Below are 16,171 nucleotides of genomic sequence, written 5' to 3'. Positions count from 1 at the left end.
TAAAGAGAGCTAACGATCAGCTCAGGGCTGATCGAAATCGGTCGCGATCGAGATGTCGCGCCAGGTGTCGATATCACGGCGAAACGAAACCAACTTCCGCTCAGCGATCGAATGCGCGACCGAGCCGAGCGGCAGATGAAGCGGTGCGTCATCCGCATCGACCGCCTTCAGGATCGCTGCAACCGCCTTGTCGGGATCGCCTGACTGGTTGCCGTTATTGGTTTCGCGATAATGCCTGCGCGAACTTGCGGCGTATTCCGGCATCTCCTTGGCCGCCATCGTGATCGAACGTCCAAGGAAGTCGGTCCGAAATGGCCCAGGCTCGACGATCAGCACTCGGATGCCGAACGGCTTCAGCTCGCCGGAGAGTGCTTCGGAAACCCCTTCAACCGCAAACTTGGCTGCATTGTAATATGCTGCGCCGCCACTGCCCGCGATCCCTGCGCCAGAAGACATGTTGACGATCACTCCGCCCGAACGTCGCAGTGCAGGCAAGGCTGCCCTGGTGGTTTCGATAAGACCGAAAACGTTCACCTCGAACATCGGTCGATATTCTTCGGGCGTGCCCTCCTCGAGCGCCCCAAACAGTCCGTAGCCGGCATTGTTCACCAGCACGTCAAAACCCCCAAATGTCTCGACGGCCTTTGCGACCGCGGTATTGGCCGCCGCCGCATCTGTCACGTCAAGCGGCAAGGTGATCATACGGCCGTCGAATGGCCGAGCCATGTCTTCGATCGAGTTGACGTTTCGGGCAGTAGCGACAACCTGATCGCCCCGCTGTGCTGCAGCGATCGCGAGCCGTTGTCCAAAGCCGCTCGAGCAGCCTGTGATGAACCAAGTTCTCATGACGTTTCTCCGCTTGTTTTCGAAATTTGACTTGAATCTAGATGTTTAGATTTGTACTTGAAGTGACAGTTTTGTATTTTCAATGTTCATTTTTGTAAGGGCTTGGCCGTGGAATGGAGCGACGTAAAGATCTTCCTTGCGATTGCGCGATCCGGAACGCTCGGCGGCGCTGCACGTGCTCTTCATACAAGCCATCCCACCGTCGGCAGACGGCTGCGTGCCCTTGAGGAGGCGATCGGCCACACGCTCTTCCAGCGGACCGCGGACGGTCTCGTGCTGACCGAGGAGGGCCATGGGATCATCGCCCTGGCCGAGCAGATGGAAGAAGGCGCGCTTGCCATGGAGCGCCGGCTCGCCGGGCAGGAGCAAAATCTCAAAGGCAATCTGCGCATCTCATCAGCAGACTGGTTCGGGGCTTATGTCCTGCCTCCCATTTTGGCAGATTTCTCGAAAGCCCACCCCAATGTAGACGTCGAAATCCTGACCGGCACTCGCCTGTTCAACCTCGCCCAAAGAGAGGCCGACGTCGCCTTTCGCATCGTTCCGTTCGACACTGCAGATGTCATTCAACGGCGGCTCTTCAGGCTCGAATACGACGTCTACATCGCCGAGGAGTCGCCTGACCCTAAATATGGCGACGGGACAGGTTTCCGGCTGATCACCCACGATACTTCGACAGGGCAATTCCCCGACATAGCCTGGCTCACCGAGAGTTTCCCGAACGCGAGACCCGTGCTGCGATCAAACAACCGAAACGTCCAGGCACGAATGTGCAAGCAGGGCGTTGGGATCGCCGTCCTGCCCCGCGTCGTGGGCAATCAGATCCCAGGTATCCGCAGACTGGAACTACCTAAGCCCCCGCCGGCACGAGACATCTGGATGGGATATCACCGGGACCTGCGACGTCTTCAGCGTCTTCGGGCGTTTATTGCGATCGTCTCGGACCACCTCACAAATACCGCTGCATGGTAAGCCGCCCGACGAAGATCGATTTTCCCCGCCGCTCCACGGCTGCGGTAGTACAGGCGCGACAGACAACTTACTTCTTGGCCGCAATCTCCCTATGCCGCTCCACCACAGCACCCACGATCATTGTCATCAGCCCTTCGACAAAGTGCCCACTGAGGCCAACATCACCAACGATGCTCATCAGTCGATCCAATTGGCGTCGCTCTCGCTCATTATCGATTGCCGGCAACGCCTGCTTAGCTTTCAAGTGGCCGACTTGCTCGGTACAGCGAAAGCGTTCGGCCAGGATATAGAGGAGAGCTGAATCCAGGTTGTCGATGGTCCTCCGATAGGAGCCAAGTTGCCCTGCCGCATCATCTGTCATCATTTGAATATCTTCCAAGCGGTTTCATTGGCGCGAGGTAGCGCTTAAGAGATGGGTTGCGTACTGCGACGCGACAGGGCGATCGACAGCCAAATTGCCGAAACCAAAAAGTAGAATGCCCCGACGCCAGCGTAGCCCGCAACCGTTGAGATAGAAGGTTCCTGCGGCATTTGGGCTTGAAAGATGAAGAGTGCGCCGACCAAAGAGGATTGGCCACCGCTCAAAATCATCGCCCACTGACCTCCACTCGTTCTCCAACGCCGCACGGCAGTTCCAAGCTGCAACAGCCCCGAAAAAATCGCCCATAGACCGAAAGCGCCGAGAACCCAGTTCATGTTCATTGTCAACGCCAGGATCACGGCTATCGTCATAACCGAGCTCGCTGCGACGTTGATCGCTTGGCTCCGGTTGGCGGCAAGACCACCGCTCCTTGCGGCATCGATAACGTTCGCGATTGCATCCCAAGCGGGATAGATGATCAGCAGTGCGGCAGCCGCCGCAAAGGAATGCCGTCCGGCAGTCAACGCAGCCGCGACCCACAGCACTGAGAAGGCCGCTCTGGTAAAGTAATATTGCTTGAGCCACTGGTCGTTGCCGCGCGGGGCACGGGAGGTCTGGTTGTTCGACATTGTTTTCTTCCACTTTCTGAACTGGTTGATTGATGGTTCGCGCTAGCGTCGTCAGATGAAGACGACATGCTTGCCGAAGGGGGTGTTCTCGTCCCATTCAGTACGGCCGATCCGATGGCTTTCGCCGGAGAGTTTCCCGGCTGACATTTCGGAACTATCGAGGTCATGCGAGCCGCCTTGAGAGGAAACCTTTGCCCCGCCGCCGTGGGAACCCTTGATGCGCATACTTTTCTCGAAGGCATCGCTGATCGCCTCTCGGCGCCTCGCCGCCCATCGGCCGTCAGGATCCGAGAGGATCGAACTGGTTTGGTTGATTTCGACCTGTCGTGAAGGTGCAATTGATGAAATCGGCATCACATTCTGGACTTTGCGTCGGCTCACGGATTGTTTTCCTGTGGTTCGCTATTTGTTGGCCTTAGATGCCGGCGTACCATTCGTAGCCGCGATCTTCCCAATAGCCGCCGTTCCCGCCCCACAGGCCGGCGAAGCTGTCGACCAGTTCGATGCGCATGATGTACTTGGCCTGTTTGTACCCCAGTTGCCGCTCGACCCTGAGACGCAAGGGCGCGCCGTGACCGACGCTAAGGTCCTCGCCGTTCATCTCGTAGGCGAGGATGGTTTGCGGATGAACCGCGTCGATGAGATCGATGCTCTCGTAATAGCGGCCGCTTCCGTCGAGCGTCTTTTCGAGTTCGTCGGCACAATGCAGGACGACATATCGCGCCGTCGTCTTGACGCCGGTAAGGCGCAACAGATGGGCGAGCGGAACGCCTCTCCACTTGGCGATGGCGCTCCAGCCTTCGACGCAGTCATGGCGGGTGATCTGGGTGCGGGAAGGAAGCGCCTTCAGATCTATGAGCGAAATCTCTCGAGGCCGATCAACAAGACCGTCGATCTTCAGTCGCCAGTTCGTGAAGTGACCTTCCAACAGTTCCGCATATTCATCGCTGTCGGGAGCACTCGTTCCATTGACACGGAAGGAGGGGGAAATGTCCTTTTCGTCAAACTCGCGCGCCAGTGAATCGCGCCCCTGAAGCAGTCTCTGGGCTTTCATGGTCAGATGCTCAGCTGAGCGAAGAACTTTTGCGACGTCTGCGTTCTGGTCCAAGAGGTCGCAACCCGAGAGAGTAAGGGCGCTGGCCCCGAGCGTGCCGCCGATGAGAAAGCGGCGTCGGGTGAAAAGCTTGCTCATGATTTCGGGCCTTTCTCCTGGATCGCATAGCGTCCGGTGATCATCGAGCGGATGTTGTTCCAGGTCCCGGACAGGAGCACCATTGCCACGTGCACGATGACGAAGATGACAAGCGCCGACGCTGTGATGAAATGGATCGTGCGCGCGGACTGGCGTCCGCCGAAAATATCGACAAGGGACGGCAGAGCGGCATCGACGCCCGGCGACATTGTCAAACCTGTCAGCACCATCAGCGGCAGCAGAACGACAATGACCGCCAGATAGGTGAGCTTTTGAAGCGCATTGTAGTGTTTGGCCTCCTCCCCTTCCGGAAAGCGGAGCCGAGCGTGGTCGAGGATTTCGCGGCCGAGGTGGCGCGGCGAGATCTCATGGGGCTTTGGCGCGAGGTCTTTGCGGAAATGTCCGCTCAGCACGCTGAAGCCGAGATAGACAATGCCGTTGATCACAAACAGCCAGGCGAAGAAGAAATGCCAGCGACGTCCGGCCGCAAGATCCTGGAATGAAGGGATGGTTGCCCAGGAGGGAAAAGCGCGTGAGACTTGTTCGCCGTCAGCCTGAGAAACGCCAAGCACGCCCGTCGTGGGGATCTCCAGTCCGGCAATACGAACGAAACCGCGCGGCTGACCACCGCCATCATCTGAGCCGATTGTCAGGATGGCGGGGTCGCCGTTCGCGCCATAATGACCCCAATAAAGCTCCGGGTGGGCATTGAAGATCTGAAGCCCGCTCAAAAGAAGGAAGCCCAGGCAAAGCACGTTCAGCCAGTGCGTAAGCCGAGTCACAACGGAGTGGCGGCGGATAAAGATCGTCCGAGGGTATTGAACATTGTCATTGGAAGCGTCTGCGCTCATCTCAGCGTCTTTCATCTGTGCATTAGCGGCTGCACACCAAGCAGCGTCGATCTGTAGTCACTGGCCGAAGCAGTAAGGCGGCTGCTCCGGCCAGTGACGGCGTGGTCTTCACATGGGTGGAACCACGCCATTCTTGCCGACGACCACCTGATGGGCGATAGGGCCTGTTGCAGTGTTTTCGGCGGTGATGAACACAACGGCGCCAGGAACGAGATCATCCTTGGTGGCCGCGGCGATGGTCACGACCGGTGTCCCATCCGGAATGGCGATCTTTTTTCCTTGCCATGATAGGTCACGGTGACAGTGCGGCCATCGACACCTTTAACGGCATCCGCGACCGTCGCATTGGTCATGCTGCTGTCGGGCTTCAGATCCCAACCGTAGCTCCCCTCGCCTGTGCCTTTCATTGCCGGCGGGAAAATGAGGACCTCAAGCGCACCATCACCGCCGTCGGCCTTTGGCAATGATGCGATACCCACAAAATCGCCCGGCTTGAATTCGGTGACCTTTGCGTTGGCAACGCTGGCGACTTTCCAGTCGTTGGCAAGGGCGACGTCGACGATCTCACCTTCGCGGGTCTTCACTTTGAGCGTTGACGCCTGGTAGTCGACGATGCTGCCGCGGACATGGATCGGCGCGGCTTTCTTATCTTCGGCAGATGCGGGTGCTGAAAGGACAGTTACAGAAAGGATGCTGGTCAGCCCGAGGGCCAAGGCTGGGAAAGTATTTCTCATTTTTATCTTCCTACTAGTTGGTAGTTTCGATGGACGCGATTGACCCGAGTAGCGTTGCCACGCAGGATTAGTGAGACACCGTCGGCGTGAGACGATTGAGGGCAGGTTCGAGTATCATTGAGAACACTTCCGGCTTCCCATTGGCTCTCGCCGAAAGCATTGCCCCGTAGACGGTTGCCAGAAATGTTTCGGCTTCAACATGCGGCGCACTGGTAAGGGTCAGTTCGCCCTGCTTGGAACCGCGCTCCATGACCGAAGCCAGCCACGAGGAGATGAAGCGAAAAAAGTTCGTCACCTCGGTTGCGACTTCCGTGGGGAGGGATGGCAGTTCACTGGCAAGCATAGCACAGACACAGTAGGGTCTGCTGGCATCCTCAATGCATGCAGCCCAGTGGTTTGCATAAGCCGTGAGGATGTCCAGAGCATTCGGAACCTTCTGCTCAAGGACTGCCACGCTCGTCTGGCCATCCTCCCGATAACGCTTGACCAGCTCACGCACCAGATCGACCTTGCTGGGAAAATGATGATGAATGCTTGCTTTGCGGATACCGACAATCTCCGAGATATCGGCGTAGCTGAAGCCATTGTAGCCGCCGCTTATCAGAAGGTTTCGGGTGGACGCCAGAATGTGGTCCGAAGTGGTCGAAAGATTGCTCATGCAGCCTGTCTACCTTCTAGTAGGCAGATCGTCAACAACAAATTTTGGGTTTGCGTCAGCCGTCCGTGGAGACAGTCACGCCCTTCCAAGCTTCGATTTCCTGGGTCAGGCGTTCGATCCGCGCCGTTACATGTTTAAGCGCATCGCTGCCAAGGAGAAGTTGCGGCGGGGGATTGTCAGATTCGATGAGGGCCAGCACCGCGTCGGCGAGCTTTTGCGGATTTCCAAGCTGCTTGCCGCTCACTGCCTGACGCGCCTCGCGGATCGGATCAAACAGGGTATCATAGTCAGCAATGGAACGCTCTGTGCGGACCATGGAACGGCCTGCCCAGTCCGTCCGAAACGAGCCGGGGCAAAGGGTTGTTACGTGCACACCGAACGGCGCCATTTCCAAACGCATGACCTCTGAAATACCCTGCAACGCGAACTTGCTGCCGCAGTAATAGGCGATGCCGGGCATGGTGATCATGCCGCCCATCGACGTGACGTTGACGATAAAGCCGCTTCGGCGCTCACGGAACCTTGGGAGAAACGCCTTGGCGACTGCAACGGCGCCAAACACGTTCACGTCGAACTGGCGGCGCATCTCCTCGATCGGCGATTCCTCAAGCACACCCTCGTGCCCATATCCGGCATTGTTGATCAGCACATCGACTGGGCCATGCTCTTCCTCCGCTTGCTGCACCGCGACCGGAATACGATCAAAATCGGTGACGTCGCAGAGGACCGGGCGCAGTTCCGGGAGGGTCTTTGCCAGCGCTTCGCGCGAGGATTCGGAGCGGACGGTCCCGATGACGGTATGACCGGCTTCGATTGCAGCAGTGGCTATCGCCAGCCCAAAACCCGAGTTCGCCCCTGTTATGAAAAACGTTTTGCTCGACATTTCTGAAACGCCTTGATTACCCGTTGATGTGACACATAATCTGGAGACAACGCGGGTTCGATTGCGAATCCTCTTAGATTTTTGCCAATTCCTATGAACGGTAAAATGCCGCCCTCTACACATGACCAGTCTGCCGCCTTGGCCGGACAACTCGCTCCTCGTCTTGGCTACAACCAGACCAGGCTCGGTTGCATCCGTGTCCTACGCACGGAAGCAGTGCTGAATGACATTCCGGTTCTTTATAAGCCGGGCGCCGTGTTCGTATTGCAGGGGAGCAAACACGGCATTCTGGACGGGGAAATCTACCTCTACGACGAGCACCACTATCTTGCCATTTCGGTGCCCGTTCCCTTTAGGATGACATCTACAGCCAGTGCACGGCGGCCACTGCTCGCGGTCTATTTAGAGTTCGATATGCAGATGGCGGCCGAGATCGCCACGCAGCTCGAAAAACTCGCCGGTCCTGCAAGCGTCAAGCCAAAAGGGCTCTTCTCGAGCAGGATGGATAGCAGTATCGAAGACGTTCTGCTGCGCTTGCTGACGGTGCTCGGCAGTCCGGTTGAGGTCGCCGTCCTTGGCGGCTCCATCCTGCGTGAGTTGCATTACCGGGTCATGTCAGGGCCGCAAGGCGGCGCAGTGATCGCCGCCCTGCAGCGGAAAGGGACGTCGGGAAAACTGGTCGGGAGCCTGGCATGGCTGCGCAAAAACTACGGCGCTGAAATCACCGTCGCGGACCTTGCCAGAGCGGTGGGCATGAGCGTTCCTTCCTACCATGTCCATTTCAAGGAGCTGACAGGCTCAAGTCCGATGCAATACGTGAAGGCGATGCGGCTCCATGAAGCGAGACTGATGATCGCCCGCCAGACTGGAACAATTGCAGAGGTGGCGGCGTCAGTGGGCTATGTCAGCCCGGCGCAATTCAGCCGCGACTTCAGACGGCATTTCGGGCGTACCGCATCGGAAGAAGCGAAGTGGGTCCGGCATCACCTGGGCGAACAGGTTTGACCATTGCCCCTCACCGTTCTCACGATCGATCGACCGTCAGAACACAACATGTCATTGTAAAGCAGCTTGAAGGGCGGCTTTGCAATGAATGAGGGTCGTGTCGAAGACGGGAACGCCTACGTTATCCTGGTTTAACAGCATACCCACCTCGGTACAGCCGAGGATAAGACAGTCGCAGCCTTTGTCGACCAGACGCTGTGCAATCCGTTCATAGGTCAAGCGGCTCTCCTCGCGAACGATGTCGCGGCACAGCTCTTCATAGATAATACGATGGGTTTCTGTTCGATCATCAGCTTCAGGGATCGTTGGCGACAGCCCCTGAGCGATGAGACGGTCGGTGTAGAAGGTCTGCTCCATGGTGAAGGCGGTTGCCATCAAACCCGGCCTCCGGAAACCGCGGTCGAGGATAGCGGTTGCAGTTGCGTCCGCGATGTGCACAAACGGGATCGACACCCCGCCCACGATCTTGTCCGCCACCTTGTGCATGGTGTTTGTCGCAAGGATGAGGAGGTCGGCGCCGCCGCGCTCCAGCGCGATAGCATGTTCATTGAGGATTCGGCCCGCCGCTTCCCAATCGGAGGAGGCCTGCAACTTTTCGATTTCGTCGAAGTCGACAGACCGTATGAGAAGCTCGGGAGAATGAAGTCCTCCCAGGCTCTCGCGGGTAAGCCTGCAGAGTTCTCGGTAATAAATCTGGGTTGACGTCGCGGACATTCCGCCAAGTATGCCGATGGTCTTCAAATGTTTCTCCATGCTCATACGTTAGGTCTGTTACCGCTCAACGGGCGCTTGAGCAGAAACCAGGCCACCCATATTTGCTACCTTGGTACGATTTCAACTCAGGAAAACCACCAACGGAGTGGAGAAATTCCTGGATGATGGCCGCCGCCCGCTTCACCAAATTTACGCGCGCAGTGCAGCGAAGGGAACTCCGCAGCCCATGCGCGCCCAAATTCCGCGTTACACCTACAGGACAGAGCGGCGAGGCACCACCTCGTATCAATGCTCAGGCACTGATGCCGCCATCGACGAGAATGCCTGAGCCGGTGATGTAGGCTGCACCGGGCCCCGCAAGAAAGGCGACCGCCTCAGCGACTTCTCTGGTTTTACCATATCGAGCAATCGACAGGTTTGGCAGAATAGCGGCTGCAAGCGCGCCATCGGCAGGGTTCATGTCAGTATCAATCGGACCTGGTCGAACCAGATTGACGGTAATTTCCCGAGAGCCCAGCTCACGTGCGAGACCGCGCGTGAAGCTTTCCAGCGCAGACTTGGTCGCGGCATAGACCGCGATCCCCGCGAACGGCACAGCCAGACCCGCATTGCTGCCGGTACTGATGATGCGACCTCCGTTGGGGATGTATTTCAGCGCTGCCTGGGTGATCAGAAAGACGCCGCGAACATTGACGTTCAGCTGAAGATCAATCTCCTCAAGTGGCTGCGTGGAGAAATCACTTGCGAAAAGGACACCGGCATTATTGACCAGAATATCAAGGCCGCCGAGCTCAGCGACAGTTTGTTCGACGGTAGCCATCGCGGCTGCTATGCTTGCGGCATCGGCATGGATGGCGATCGCATTTCGACCCATGGCGCGGATCTTGGCAACGAGAGCTTCCGCTTTCTCGACCGACTTCTCATAGGTGATCGCAACGTCGGCACCATCCTCGGCCAGTTTTAGCGCAATTGCCGCACCGATACCGCGTGCCGCACCGGTGACCAGCGCGCGCTTGCCGGAAAGAGGTAGTGTGGAGATGTTGTTCATGGAGAGTACCTCTGAATGTCTCTGTTTTGCTCGGGAGTTTCACGCCGTTTCAGCGCGATCGGCTGGTAATGCGCTGCTATGGGGCCGCTCATCGACGCAACGGTTGGGGCGATGTCAGGCTGACGGAAAGCCATCCCGCGATGAGAAGACAAATGGCAATTGCAACCGCTGCAACGCTGTATGCTCGGCCAATGGATTGAACGTCTGTGGCCGACCCCAAGATCGAGAAGAACAATCCGCCAACGATTGCGGCTGCCAACGCACCGCCAATCTGAAACATCGAATTGACCAGACCAGAGGCCAATCCTGACTGCGTTCGGTCCACCCTTTGCACGATGCTCTTCACCAGGTTTGGAAGGGCGATCCCCTGCCCCGCTCCGATAAGAAAAAGCGCAGCAAAGAGGAATTGCGGAAGGCCATTCGAAATCAAGGCCGCCGTTCCAAACAACCCTGCAGCTTGCAGCACCATGCCGGCGCCGGCGGAAAATCTTCCGAAGACGCGGAGGATGCGCTCACTTGCAAAAGGACCAAGGACGAAACCGACGGCCGCAGGAAGGATCGCCAGCCCGGCCTCGAAAGGCGTCAGACCAAGGCCACCCTGCTGATAGACCGAGAATATCAGCCAGAAGGCCGCAAGGGCGTAGAAGAACAAGGCAGCCAGCAGCCCGCGCAGTAGTCCACGGTTTTGCAGCAGGCTAGGTGCAAGAATCGGATCTTTCCCCGTCGACTCCAGGTGTTTCTCATGTCGCCAGAACAGGAGGAAAAACGGGAGGGACGTGGCAAGCATCAGGATTAGCCAGATCGGCCACCCCTGCTCCCGCCCCTCGATCAGCGGCGCAATCAGCGCAGATAGCGCAATCGCGATCAACAATGCTCCGCCAAGATCCAGTTTGCTTGGGCGCTCAGATCGGGTTTCCCGCAACATGATGAAGGCGGACGGCGCAGCGACCGCGATAACCGGCAGGTTGATGAGGAAGATGGCTCTCCATCCAAGACCAAGGATATCAAGCGCAATCAACGCACCACCGAGAAACAGACCAACCATCGACGCCACCCCGAATGTCAGGGCATAAAAGCTGAGGGCTTTTGATTTTTCGTGGTCTGGGAAAATCGCATTGATGGAAGCCAAGGCTTGCGGTGCCATAATTGCCGCTGCAAACCCCTGAAGGATACGGCCGGCGACCAACGCGGCTGGAGACCAGGCAAACCCGCATAAGGCAGATGCGGCTGCAAACCCGACCATTCCAGCCAGAAAGACATTTCGTCGACCATAGAGATCTCCAAGCCTGCCCCCAGTGATCAGCATCACAGCATAGGTGGTGGCGTAACCGGAGATAATCAGCTGCATCGTTGACGCAGAGGCCCTGAAATCCTCCCGGATCGAGGGCAGCGCCACATTGACGATGAAGAAGTCGAGCGGTGGCAAAAAGGCGCCGGTCAAAAGGATGACCAGTGCCATCCATCGACGTGGATCGAGTTTGTCATCGGGATTGCTGGTGTCTCTCATAAGTGTCTCCACATCGACCAAAAAATCGATCGACGGTTTGCAATGTTAAGCATTTGGAACTATTTGGTTCCAAATTTGGTTCAGCCAAGTGCCTTCAGTGCCAGTGCGACCATGGCCCTCGTCTCAGCGCGATCCGCTCCTGCCTTGGCCAGGACCCGCATGCCCTGAATCTGACACACGAGGAACCTGGCGAGCGTTCGTTCATCCAGCCCTGGATCGATTTCGCCCAAGGCCTGGGCCCTTATGATCGCCGCCGCATAAAGATCTTGCAACCGTCTGAACAGCCGGGAAATACGTGGTGCGACCTCTTTATCCTCTGGCAGCATTTCAACAGCTGCAAAGACGACAAAGCATCCACGCAGTCCTTCCGTTCCCGATGCTTGATCCACTTGTTGAGAAAAAGCGTCTCGAATTGCGGCTTTGGGCGACGGATTGGAATGCAGCGTTTCACCGACCGAGCGAACGGCGTCCTCGATGTAAGCGTCGAGGGCACGCAGATAGACGCCTCGCTTGTCGACAAAAGCCTTATAAAAGCTGCCCCTGGAAAGCTCCATGCCCTCAAGCAGGTCGGGAAGTGATGCATCGTGATATCCACGATCCCAAAATACCTGCATTGCTTTTCGAACTGCTTCATCGAGTTCAAATTCTCGAGGGCGACCAACGGACGCGGATATTTGAGTGCGCTTGACCATGGAGTCAATATGGAACCATTCAGTCCATAATACAAGCGATATTTTCGGAATGTTGCGCCAAGCGTTCGGCACCCAAGTTAGTTATAGACGCCGATCGACGGGATAATCCCGAGAGAATTCCCTGACCGCCATCAAAATCGGCATAAGCCCGTGGCCTGCTGAACTCAGCGAGTATTCGACTCGAGGAGGCTGCTCTTGAAAGTCGTGTCGGCTTATGAGGCCGTCATTTTCCAGTTCCCTGAGATGTTGCGTTAGCATCTTCTGGGATATCCCAGGTATGTCTCTCATGAACTGCGATGCCCGCAATGATGGTTCGGCGAACAATCGGAAAAGGATCGGCAGTTTCCAACGTCCTGTGATCATCCGAAGCACCCTACTGACATGAGAGACAGATCCGTCGGCTCCGAGGCATGTCGCCCTGTCCTCGACAGGCACTTTAAAGTGCGTAATTGCCTGTTTCATCAACGAACCTCATATCTGCAGGAGACGATAACACGGATGAAATATCATGGACTTACAACTCCAAAACAAGGTTGCACTGGTCACGGGAAGCAGTAAGGGGATTGGCGAGGGCGTGGCCAGAGGCCTTGCAAAGGAAGGGGCAACGATCCTTGTCCACGGTCGCGACAGAATGAAAACAGAGGAGGTCGCGCATGATATCATATCCTCTGGAGGTCATGCTTTCGCGGTATTCGGCGATCTGACAGTGCCGGATCAGGTCGATCGTCTGGTTCGTGATTCAAAGGCTGCAGCAGGCTCGATCGACATCCTGGTCAACAATGCCGGCGGATCTGCCCCGGCGGAGGATTGGACCTCGACAAGCTCTGAAACGTGGGCCGCTGTCTATGACAGGAACGTGCTCGCATCTGTGAGGATCATCTCGCTCGTTCTGCCCGCAATGAAAGCGTCGCGGTGGGGTCGGATCATAAACATCTCAAGCCTGACGGCCCTGATGCCGCCTGCAAGTCGACCGGACTACTCTGCCGCCAAAGCAGCCATGATCGCGATGACGGCGTCGCTCGCAAAAGACGTTGCTGCACACGGCATCACCGCAAACACCGTTTCGCCTGGAACGGTGCATAGCATCAGTTTGGATACCGCATTCCGTAAGAAAGCCATTGAGAGGGGGATGGCCATTGACGCCCCCTGGAATGACATAGAGAGAGAAATCCTGCCAATGTTTGCTCACGTGCCCCTTGGAAGGGTCGGAACCCTCGAGGAGATTGCGGATGCGATTGCGTTTCTCTCGAGCCCCCTTGCCGGCTATATCACAGGAGCAAACCTCCGACTTGACGGAGGAATGTGGCCAGGGATGTAGCAGGACAACAGAGGGGCTGCGCCAAACCTGTGTGGGTTCCCCGCCTCAGTTCCAGTTTGCCATGACGAACCGGTGGATCTCCGCTTCGAGTTCCTGGTCTTCCGGTGTCCCACCCATGAAGCCACCATGGGGCATGGCTTCAAAGACGTGCAATTCTGTTTCCACGCCAGCTTTTCGCAAGGCTCGATGCATCCTCACCGTGTTCGATAGGAACAGGTCACGCGTGCCGGTCTGCAAAAATGTCGGCGGAAGGCCCGCCAAATCGCCGAAGAGCGGCGATAAATAGGGATTGGAAAGATCAGCACCACCGGCGTAGAGCAGGTTGTTTGATCTGAGCGGGCGCGGCAGAACGAGATCAATCATCTGGTTTGTTTGGAAACTGTCCCCCGATTCGGTGAGGTCAACCTGTGGCGAGAGCAAGACTAATCTGCCGGGCATTGGCATGCCTTCATCTCTCGCCCGCAGCAGCATGGCGGTCGCCAGATTGCCGCCTGCCGATCGACCCAAGATGACCACCTTGTCGGGGGAATGACCAGTCAAGACATGGCGATACGTCGCCAAGCAGTCATCAAGAGCGGCCGGATATGGATGCTCAGGCGGCATCCGGTAATCGACGCCGTAGCATCGAACGACATGCTGGTGCGCCTGGCGACGCGCACTGACGCGGCAGGCCTCACCGCCTCCGAACACCAATGCGCCGCCATGCAGGTCGATCAGTGCGCTACGAGCATCAAATTGCCCGTGCGGCGTCGCGACATGGATCGTTGCTTGTTCGACTACAATTGTCTCGACTGTGGACTGCAAACTCCCGGCAAGATCTTTTGCCGCGGCGGCGTAATGCGCATCTACTGCGGCTTTTATATTAATCCAGCCGGAAAAGTCCTCCGGAGAGGGCATTTCATACTGCTCATTGATGGGACTGCCGTCCTTGTCGACCAGACGCGACAGTGACGCTTGCGCTTCGACGCTGATGGACTGTGGGGGGTGAATTGTCCGTGAAGGGATGGCTGCGCTGCCTTTGAAATCGCTCATTTCTTGCTCTGTCATTGGTCGAATATCGACATGTCTGTGTTTCGGCATGGAATATTGACGGTTCTGGCGGGGTGGGATGCGGACGAAACTTGGACCACCAGGAGGTAGTTCATGTATTCTTATTCCGACAGACCTCGATCCTAAACCGAAAAATGGCGTCCTAGCCCCTCAACCCCTACAACAATGTGGAGTAGCAATCGCCACCCGATCACGGCTAGAATATCCGTTCAGAAGAATCGATGGTTAGGCTATGAAAACGGATATCGGACATCTTCCGCAGACGAAGCAGCGCGAACTGGAAAGGGTCGTCCGGATCATCCACGAAGAGTTCGCCGGCATTGTCGAGCGCTCGAAGTCCGAAGCCAAGAAAGATGGGCGGATTTATAAAATCATCCTGTTCGGTTCATATGCCCGTGGCACCTGGGTGGACGAGCCGCACACGTCTAAAGGCTATCGATCAGATTTCGACATCCTCGTCATCGTCAGCAACAAGGAACTGGCCGATCCCAAATACTGGGACAAAGCCATTGACCGGCTGATGTGGGACAAGGAGATCGAAACACCCGTTGGTCTTATCATGCATGGTGCCCGCGAGATCAGCAACTTCTTGCATGATGGCCAAGCCTTCTTCGTCGATATCGCCCGGGAAGGCATAGTTCTCTACGAATTCGATGACCGACCGCTCGCCGAGCCCAAGCCTCTCAGCCCTGCCGATGCGCTGAGAGTTGCCGAGGAGCATTTTGGAAAGCAATTCAGCAGTGCGAGCTACTTCCTTCAGTTAGCACGGTACGCAATAGCGGATGATCAACCAAATCACGCAGCTTTCATACTTCACCAAGCGGTGGAAACTGCCTACTCCTGTTATCTGTTGACGCTCACCAACTACACCCCCCGCATCGCACAATCTCAAATTTCTGCGCGGACTTTCGGAGGATCGCGACCGCCGTTTGGTCGACATATGGCCGAGGGACCATCAGCGGTTTACCGCATGGTACAACATTCTCAATGAAGCCTACGTCAAAGCCCGCTATTCGAAGCGTTTCGAAATTTCCGAAGAGGCACTCGCCTGGCTTCAGGACCGAACGGCAGAACTTCACGCCCTGATCGAGGCGCTCTGCCGCGAGCACATAAACAAACTGCAGCAGGTAGCGAAGTCATGACGGCGGTGATGCAACGGGTGCCGGGTAGCACAACCGCCTGGTTTTGTTTCGCTCTTGATGGGATTATAATCCGCGACCCGTTATTGATGGGCCCCAGTTTGCGCACCCCACATGCATTTGGAAGGCAGAGGGTAACCGATTGCGAGCGGCAACCATTCCGCCCCCTCTTTTATTCTCTTGGGTAGAAATATCGTGGCGGCCAGCTTTTTGAGATTTACGCAAATGTCGGGCAACGCGCCACATCGTCATCACTACGTTCCACGCATGGTGCAACGAAACTTCAAAAATGAGAGTGGAGGCCTGTACTTTTGGCGCCGGGGTATGAACAATGGCGACGTTCGGATCACAAAGCCATCAAACCTCTTCGTTGAGGATCACCTATATACGATTATCGACAAAAACGGTGCGCGCGACCATTCAATTGAGCATTGGTTCGATCGACTGGAGACCCTCGCGGCGCCCTTTATCCAGGAGTTCCTAAACATAGTTCGCCATGGCTTGACGCCGATCATGAATCGTACCCTGTAGCGCGGCAATCAGGATGAGACGCTGGCGACAATCTGGATGAG

At 56.7% G+C, this 16,171-nt stretch carries 19 protein-coding genes and 1 pseudogene; 5 read left to right on the top strand and 15 right to left on the bottom strand.

Annotated features, from left to right (window positions below; translation table 11 throughout):
• Positions 1-21: 21 nt before the first annotated feature.
• Positions 22-846, bottom strand: coding sequence for an oxidoreductase (locus RBH71_RS02885; protein WP_003519148.1), 825 nt, complete (start codon positions 844-846; stop codon positions 22-24).
• A gap of 108 nt (positions 847-954) precedes the next feature.
• On the opposite strand from RBH71_RS02885, the gene RBH71_RS02880 reads away from it, so the two are divergent.
• On the top strand, positions 955-1,818 hold the full coding sequence (locus RBH71_RS02880; RefSeq protein ID WP_113556479.1) for a LysR family transcriptional regulator: 864 nt from the start codon (positions 955-957) through the stop codon (positions 1,816-1,818).
• A gap of 67 nt (positions 1,819-1,885) precedes the next feature.
• On the opposite strand, the gene RBH71_RS02875 is transcribed toward RBH71_RS02880, so the two are convergent.
• The 8 genes and pseudogenes from RBH71_RS02875 to RBH71_RS02840 all read right to left on the bottom strand — a co-directional run bounded on the left by RBH71_RS02875 (position 1,886) and on the right by RBH71_RS02840 (position 7,126).
• Complete coding sequence (locus RBH71_RS02875; RefSeq protein ID WP_113556470.1) at positions 1,886-2,182, bottom strand: chorismate mutase; 297 nt, start codon at positions 2,180-2,182, stop codon at positions 1,886-1,888.
• A 41-nt stretch (positions 2,183-2,223) separates the two neighbouring features.
• Positions 2,224-2,808, bottom strand: a complete 585-nt coding sequence (locus RBH71_RS02870) for a hypothetical protein (RefSeq protein WP_003519156.1) — start codon at positions 2,806-2,808, stop codon at positions 2,224-2,226.
• 51 nt (positions 2,809-2,859) lie between these two features.
• Positions 2,860-3,189, bottom strand: a complete 330-nt coding sequence (locus RBH71_RS02865; protein WP_111802417.1) for a hypothetical protein — start codon at positions 3,187-3,189, stop codon at positions 2,860-2,862.
• A gap of 34 nt (positions 3,190-3,223) precedes the next feature.
• The gene (locus tag RBH71_RS02860) at positions 3,224-4,000 is read right to left on the bottom strand and encodes a molybdopterin-binding protein (protein ID WP_111802416.1); all 777 of its coding nucleotides are present in this window, start codon (positions 3,998-4,000) and stop codon (positions 3,224-3,226) included.
• The gene (locus RBH71_RS02855) at positions 3,997-4,851 is read right to left on the bottom strand and encodes a cytochrome b/b6 domain-containing protein (protein WP_111802415.1); all 855 of its coding nucleotides are present in this window, start codon (positions 4,849-4,851) and stop codon (positions 3,997-3,999) included. Before RBH71_RS02855 ends, RBH71_RS02860 begins: the two co-directional genes overlap by 4 nt.
• A gap of 108 nt (positions 4,852-4,959) precedes the next feature.
• Positions 4,960-5,585: pseudogene (locus RBH71_RS02850) on the bottom strand (hypothetical protein).
• A 67-nt stretch (positions 5,586-5,652) separates the two neighbouring features.
• Positions 5,653-6,243 (bottom strand): TetR/AcrR family transcriptional regulator, encoded by a 591-nt coding sequence (locus RBH71_RS02845; RefSeq protein ID WP_111802413.1) that lies wholly within the window; start codon positions 6,241-6,243, stop codon positions 5,653-5,655.
• A gap of 55 nt (positions 6,244-6,298) precedes the next feature.
• Positions 6,299-7,126 carry an oxidoreductase gene (locus RBH71_RS02840; protein ID WP_111802412.1) on the bottom strand — a complete coding sequence of 276 codons (828 nt, stop codon included), beginning with the start codon at positions 7,124-7,126 and terminating at the stop codon, positions 6,299-6,301.
• 93 nt (positions 7,127-7,219) lie between these two features.
• On the opposite strand from RBH71_RS02840, the gene RBH71_RS02835 reads away from it, so the two are divergent.
• Entirely contained in the window at positions 7,220-8,131 is a 912-nt protein-coding gene (locus RBH71_RS02835; protein ID WP_111795965.1) for an AraC family transcriptional regulator, read from the top strand.
• Between the two features lie 51 nt (positions 8,132-8,182).
• Here the strand turns inward: RBH71_RS02835 and RBH71_RS02830 are convergent, their stop codons facing one another.
• From RBH71_RS02830 to RBH71_RS02810, 5 genes are all read right to left on the bottom strand, one after another.
• Positions 8,183-8,872, bottom strand: a complete 690-nt coding sequence (locus RBH71_RS02830) for an aspartate/glutamate racemase family protein (RefSeq protein ID WP_111802020.1) — start codon at positions 8,870-8,872, stop codon at positions 8,183-8,185.
• Positions 8,873-9,137: 265 nt separating this feature from the next.
• On the bottom strand, positions 9,138-9,893 hold the full coding sequence (locus RBH71_RS02825; RefSeq protein ID WP_111791020.1) for an SDR family oxidoreductase: 756 nt from the start codon (positions 9,891-9,893) through the stop codon (positions 9,138-9,140).
• Positions 9,894-9,981: 88 nt separating this feature from the next.
• A complete protein-coding gene (locus tag RBH71_RS02820; protein WP_112154508.1) occupies positions 9,982-11,400 on the bottom strand; it encodes an MFS transporter in 1,419 nt (472 codons plus the stop codon).
• Between the two features lie 80 nt (positions 11,401-11,480).
• A complete protein-coding gene (locus RBH71_RS02815) occupies positions 11,481-12,014 on the bottom strand; it encodes a TetR/AcrR family transcriptional regulator (protein WP_111802018.1) in 534 nt (177 codons plus the stop codon).
• 159 nt (positions 12,015-12,173) lie between these two features.
• The gene (locus tag RBH71_RS02810) at positions 12,174-12,554 is read right to left on the bottom strand and encodes a winged helix-turn-helix transcriptional regulator (RefSeq protein WP_003519392.1); all 381 of its coding nucleotides are present in this window, start codon (positions 12,552-12,554) and stop codon (positions 12,174-12,176) included.
• 46 nt (positions 12,555-12,600) lie between these two features.
• Here RBH71_RS02810 and RBH71_RS02805 point away from each other — a divergent pair, with 46 nt between their 5' ends.
• A complete protein-coding gene (locus RBH71_RS02805; RefSeq protein WP_111802017.1) occupies positions 12,601-13,410 on the top strand; it encodes an SDR family NAD(P)-dependent oxidoreductase in 810 nt (269 codons plus the stop codon).
• A 45-nt stretch (positions 13,411-13,455) separates the two neighbouring features.
• Here RBH71_RS02805 and RBH71_RS02800 read toward each other — a convergent pair whose 3' ends face one another.
• On the bottom strand, positions 13,456-14,457 hold the full coding sequence (locus RBH71_RS02800; RefSeq protein WP_413373448.1) for an alpha/beta hydrolase: 1,002 nt from the start codon (positions 14,455-14,457) through the stop codon (positions 13,456-13,458).
• Between the two features lie 235 nt (positions 14,458-14,692).
• Between RBH71_RS02800 and RBH71_RS02795 the strand changes: the two genes are divergently transcribed.
• Entirely contained in the window at positions 14,693-15,451 is a 759-nt protein-coding gene (locus tag RBH71_RS02795) for a nucleotidyltransferase domain-containing protein (RefSeq protein WP_416349572.1), read from the top strand.
• Positions 15,452-15,824: 373 nt separating this feature from the next.
• The gene (locus tag RBH71_RS26590; RefSeq protein WP_413373855.1) at positions 15,825-16,130 is read left to right on the top strand and encodes a DUF4238 domain-containing protein; all 306 of its coding nucleotides are present in this window, start codon (positions 15,825-15,827) and stop codon (positions 16,128-16,130) included.
• Positions 16,131-16,171 lie beyond the last annotated feature (41 nt).

This window comes from Rhizobium sp. AN68 (genome assembly GCF_030758035.1).
In the GTDB taxonomy this organism is placed as follows: Bacteria; Pseudomonadota; Alphaproteobacteria; order Rhizobiales; family Rhizobiaceae; genus Agrobacterium; species Agrobacterium tumefaciens.
This window is presented reverse-complemented; position numbering and strand designations above follow the sequence as displayed.